Origin of the sequence: Priestia sp. 179-F W1.4 NHS (assembly GCF_045369295.1) — a bacterium.
GTDB lineage: Bacteria > Bacillota > Bacilli > Bacillales > Bacillaceae_H > Priestia > Priestia zanthoxyli.
In genome coordinates, this window is the sequence record NZ_JBIQFF010000043.1 from 1 (window position 1) to 4,981 (window position 4,981).

At 29.9% G+C, this 4,981-nt stretch carries 3 protein-coding genes and 1 rRNA gene; 2 read left to right on the top strand and 2 right to left on the bottom strand.

Annotation, left to right across the window (positions count from 1 at the left end):
- Nucleotides 1-249 precede the first annotated feature (249 nt).
- Nucleotides 250-825, bottom strand: coding sequence for a MerR family transcriptional regulator (locus tag ACH0CI_RS27985; RefSeq protein ID WP_034655621.1), 576 nt, complete (start codon nucleotides 823-825; stop codon nucleotides 250-252).
- A gap of 3,134 nt (nucleotides 826-3,959) precedes the next feature.
- Between ACH0CI_RS27985 and ACH0CI_RS27990 the strand changes: the two genes are divergently transcribed.
- On the top strand, nucleotides 3,960-4,160 hold the full coding sequence (locus ACH0CI_RS27990) for a cold-shock protein (RefSeq protein ID WP_074684490.1): 201 nt from the start codon (nucleotides 3,960-3,962) through the stop codon (nucleotides 4,158-4,160).
- 173 nt (nucleotides 4,161-4,333) lie between these two features.
- On the opposite strand, the gene ACH0CI_RS27995 is transcribed toward ACH0CI_RS27990, so the two are convergent.
- Nucleotides 4,334-4,534, bottom strand: coding sequence for a cold-inducible protein YdjO-related protein (locus ACH0CI_RS27995; RefSeq protein WP_406902639.1), 201 nt, complete (start codon nucleotides 4,532-4,534; stop codon nucleotides 4,334-4,336).
- Between the two features lie 373 nt (nucleotides 4,535-4,907).
- On the opposite strand from ACH0CI_RS27995, the gene ACH0CI_RS28000 reads away from it, so the two are divergent.
- Nucleotides 4,908-4,981, top strand: a 16S ribosomal RNA gene (locus ACH0CI_RS28000); the annotation flags it as partial.

Consider the following 4,981-nt stretch of genomic DNA (forward strand, 5'->3'; position numbering starts at 1 on the left):
ACAGTTGAAGTCTTTTTTCTATTCCGGTCATTTTTGTTAGTTTTATTATAGCGTTAATTAATCTCATAATTCAATAAGAATTAGTAATATATCTCAAAAGATTTAGTTTTGCACCTTTTATGAGGTACAAATCCTATCTATATTCAAATGAATTTATTGTTGAAGGTATTAAGAGAACTTTCTCTGACAACTGCTACAAAAATAATAAAACAGCTTCTAAATACTGAGCAGTAATTAGAAGCTGTTTTATTATTTTGTGAACATTCTTTTCCATATGCTTTTTCCTTGTTCTTTTTGAATTTCGGTCATAGCTGAATGGATAGAATCTAGTTTTTTTAGTAATTGATCATTCACTTCTTTTAAACGCTGATTGTCTTGTTCAAGTTTATTCATCTGTTCTTTTATTTCTATAACATCTTTTTTTTCTGCCAAATTTTCAGATGGAAGCGTTAGTTGTTCTTTCTTTTCCATTTTTTTATCCATTTCTTCTATTTTTTTAGCAAGCAATAAAAATGCTTCTTTAAAGGAGTTTTCGTTTATATCTTCTTCCTCTAAATCCTTGTTAATAATTTTTGTTTGTTCTTCGCTCATTAAATTTGCTTTAATTAATTCTTCACGAATCATTTCATTTGGTGCATGTTTTCCGAACTTTTCCTTTAGTTCAATAATCTTCTCGATTTTTTTATCTTCATCAGTAAATATGTATCTTATTCTTCCAATTCTTTTATGTCGTACTAACCCGACTTCGCACCAGTCCCGTAACTGATGATTTTCTATATTAAATTTTCTAGCAACTTCTGAAATAACCATTGTTTCTTCGCTCATAATTGTACCTCCCTCATAAACGAATTAATCTAACTTAGTTAGTATCTTATTATATGAAATATTTTTAATAACTCAATTAAGTCTAACTTAATTGGTCCTGACTAATTAAGTTAGACTTATTTTAAAGCTTGTCTTTATTATTCTAGCAGATTCCACCCTTAACTGAATTAAATTTATAATATTTTACGTTATGTAGTTCAATTAAATTTGAACTGAGTCCTTCAAAAAACTACAAATCCATTATAATTTTTTTAAATATTACAATAAGTTTAATTAAAATGCAATTAAGTTCAACTAAATATAACTTAATTGCATTTTAATTAAACTTTTATTTATTTATATTCAATTTAGTAAAACTTATTTCATTTTAAGTTCAACTAAATTAGTTTTTTATGCAACGAGGTTATTTTAAGTTAATCTTAAGTTGAACTATCAAGTTTGGATTGATAATTTAGAACAAAAAAATTATGTGTTAAGTTGTTTTTCTCATTTAATCCTCAATAGATTGAGGATTTTTATAGCTGAGACTACTGTAGATTCTGTTTAGATAATACACTTCTTCTGTAATATGGTGTGAAACATATCTATGTAGGTATTATCATAAAAGCAGTCTTTTTGGCTGAAAAGATGCTTTATCTCTTATTTGTGGACATGCTTAGTAAACTCATGTCTTATTTATCATGAATCGAAATCGTTACGAATAGGCAAACCTTTTTAGGGCTTTTGGACAGTGTAAGCTTTTTGAAGTGCTTCAATGATTAATTCTGATGTGATTAAACGAGAAAAAATAGTACACAATTTCTTTAATGTGAATTTAATGAAGATGATAAGCAAAACCAACCCCCTCGTATCATAGAGACAGACTTAATTTCATGCCCTCATTGTCTAGAGAGATTTGATAAATTTTTGAAGCGCTAAAATGTGTTTTGTTTTTTCTTCAATATGACCATAGCCTCTTTTTTGAATAATCTTAGCTAATTCTCTAGGTATTAGAGATCTTTCCTCTGCATTAAAAGATGTTAATCCATTCAAGCAGTTATAAATTGTTACTTTTGATCACTATATTCGCTACTTAATTATTTAACCAAGTTTCAGTATGGTATAAATACATAATCTATTTTTTAAGTCATGATTTTATTTTCTCCCACTTATGTTCATTTCTTGATTTTATCCAGTAGTCATAACTAATTCAGACTCAATTGAGTCTGAATTAGTTATCTTATTTGAATGAAAATTAATTAGGTAGAGTCACCTTTTATTGGTACATTTAGTCTTTGTGAACTTAATTGAAATTAATTTAAATCAATTAATTACTAATTGGGTATAAAAAATATAGATTCGACAGCTTTTGATTAGAAAAGTTGATATGCTACATTTTAATTAAATTAAACTTCTTTTTTGTTGAGTTAATTTTAATTAAATTGATTCTAAATTAGTGATAATTAACTCGTTTTTTAAAAAGAATTAGAGTTAGATTCTTGCAGAAAAAAAGAAAATCTAATTGTTTAGTTATGTATTAGGTTGATAATAAAATCTTAAAAAGTTATTTAGTGAATTAATGAAAAATTTTTAATTTGAAAAGTACATGTCTTTAATTTTTATCACAAGAATAGAGAAACAGAAAACAAGGATATAAAAGATTCACTTTGATGCTAAAAGCATCTTGCTTCATGAATATAAGCAGAAAATTTCATGTGAAAAGATGAAAAAATGAATGAAAAGCAACAATATTCATCTATAAAAATGTAAAAAAATAGGGAGGCGCAAAGGGGACATGGCTCCAAAATAGGGGGACATAAAGGGGACATTAGGATTTTAAAAGGAGACTCAAAAGGGACGTAAACTAAAAAAAGGGGACGCAAAGGGGACATTAAGCGACTTTCTTTGTACCCACGGTTTTGCTAGGCTCTGCCTAGCCCCACACCTATGGTGGGGGCAAAAACCCCTTATGCTCTTCTTCTCTCTTTTGTAGTGGAAAACCACAATTCATAGAAAAGGAACGAATGCAATAGAACTACCACTAGAAAAAAACAATTAGATTGCTGTTGGAAAAATAGCGAAAGAGAAGAACAGTGCTTCCGGAGAATTTATAAAAGGTAGCTTAAAAAGCATAGGGGTACGGAGAGGAATAAAGGACTATGACAAACGAAGAAAAGAAAAATCACAAAATAAATGTTTAGAATTTTTTGCACGGAATAGTGGAGCACAATTTTAAAAGAACGGAGTACAGTTTAAGAAATGGAACGCTAAAAAAAGCAAAAGTTTGAAGGGGAAGTGAAGAATGAAAAGTCTATTTTTTATATTTGGAGAGTAAAAGAAGGAACAAGCACCAAGCAATCGAAAGCTGTTTTATGATTCCTCTTTTTTACAATTAGTTGAGATATCCCATACAACACAAACGGGATGTAAATGATTATACACCCCGCCATGTGAAGAAGGAAAAAGTAGCTTTTAATGCAGTATATGATCTTTGAGGAACACCGCATTTACGTAATTGCATTGCTTAATGAAACAGTAACTTGAAAAAAGTATATCCTCTTTCACAGACACCTCATTTAAGCATTGAGCTAAAAAAATATACAATGTGAACGAAATCGTTCTTGGTCTGGAACAAATACCTCATTTATATAATTAGTTATAAATGAACATTATTGTCTACCCATTATATATATCCTTCCTACGTTCATGACTACCATCCCCTTATGAATCAAACATACGTCAATTTACAATAAGGCTTTCTGAAATATGCCTGCTGTAGACACCTCATCCCAAATGTAAGAAGCTTTGCAACGATTAGTTGTAATCAATCACTTGTTTTCCCTCTTCGCTGTATAGAATATCCCGAGGGCTTATTTGTAATTCAGTAAAGTAAAAGGCTTATTTTGGATTGAATGTACTCTTATTTATAAAGCAGGTTAAACGATGAAGTCTTATGGTGAATCGATGAAATTTGTTAAAACTGGCATTTTTTTATTTACTATTAATCTTACTATATGGTACACTCCACATAACTTATTTTTGTTCGGTGTATTGAGAAGAGAAAAGCTTAATAAGAAGTTTTTTCTCTTTAAAGAGTATGTTTGGCAAGAATGGTAATACATTTGTGGAGTATTCCACAGCAGGAGGCAACAATTATGACAGAAGGTACAGTAAAATGGTTTAATGCAGAAAAAGGTTTCGGTTTCATCGAAGTTGAAGGCGGAGACGATGTATTCGTACATTTCAGCGCAATCCAAGGTGAAGGTTTCAAATCATTAGAAGAAGGCCAAAAGGTTACTTTTGATGTTGAGCAAGGTCAACGTGGAGCGCAAGCTGCTAACGTTCACAAAGCATAATTAAAGGTGAACATAAAGAAGACTCCTGTAAAGGAGTCTTTTTTTACATTCTTGTAAATAAAAAATATGATTTACCTACTATCTATTACTTCAAATAGAAAGTAAATATGGATATATAAATGAAGTTTTTACCTATAAGTAATGTTTAATCTGTTTAAAACCGTAGGCGTACATTATTTTTTATGAAGATTACGGGAGATTTTATCAATAAGGCGTTTTTTAGTTTTCATCTGACTTTTACACAAGGGGCATTTCTGATGGCTATCGTAAGAGAAATCTTTTCTCATCCAGCCTTTACATTCTTCTTTCGTACATTCCCAAATTTCTGTTTCTTCTTGAACCGGAGGTTCTTGATTTTCTCTACTATAATACATATTGATCACTACTCCTCTCTTTATAAGTATGCCTGATAAGAAGGATATAAATAATTTATATCTTTTACGCTGTTCATATTTTAGTAGGATCAATTTCATATTTGAAAATAAGAGTGAAAAAGTGAAACATGGATAGTAAGGTATAACAATCTGTGTTTGGTGAATACTTGTTATCGTGGTGTGTAAAATAAAACGAGAATAAAAAACAATGTTTTTTTAAAAAAACTATTGACGTTTCATTTGATATGTTTTATTATTATAAAGCGTCGTTGAAACGACAACTTGTTTTATGGAATATTGAACTTTGAAAACTGAACAAAGCGACAAACGTCAACGTTAATTTTTTATTTTTAAATTGAGCAAGTCAAATATTTCTTCGGAGAGTTTGATCCTGGCTCAGGATGAACGCTGGCGGCGTGCCTAATACATGCAAGTCGAGCGAACTGA

Coding starts and splice junctions, on each gene's coding strand:
- ACH0CI_RS27990 (WP_074684490.1), top strand. CDS start 3,960: ATGACAGAAGGTACAGTAAAATGGTTTAATGCAGAAAAAGGTTTCGGT.
- ACH0CI_RS27995 (WP_406902639.1), bottom strand. CDS start 4,534: ATGTATTATAGTAGAGAAAATCAAGAACCTCCGGTTCAAGAAGAAACA.
- ACH0CI_RS27985 (WP_034655621.1), bottom strand. CDS start 825: ATGAGCGAAGAAACAATGGTTATTTCAGAAGTTGCTAGAAAATTTAAT.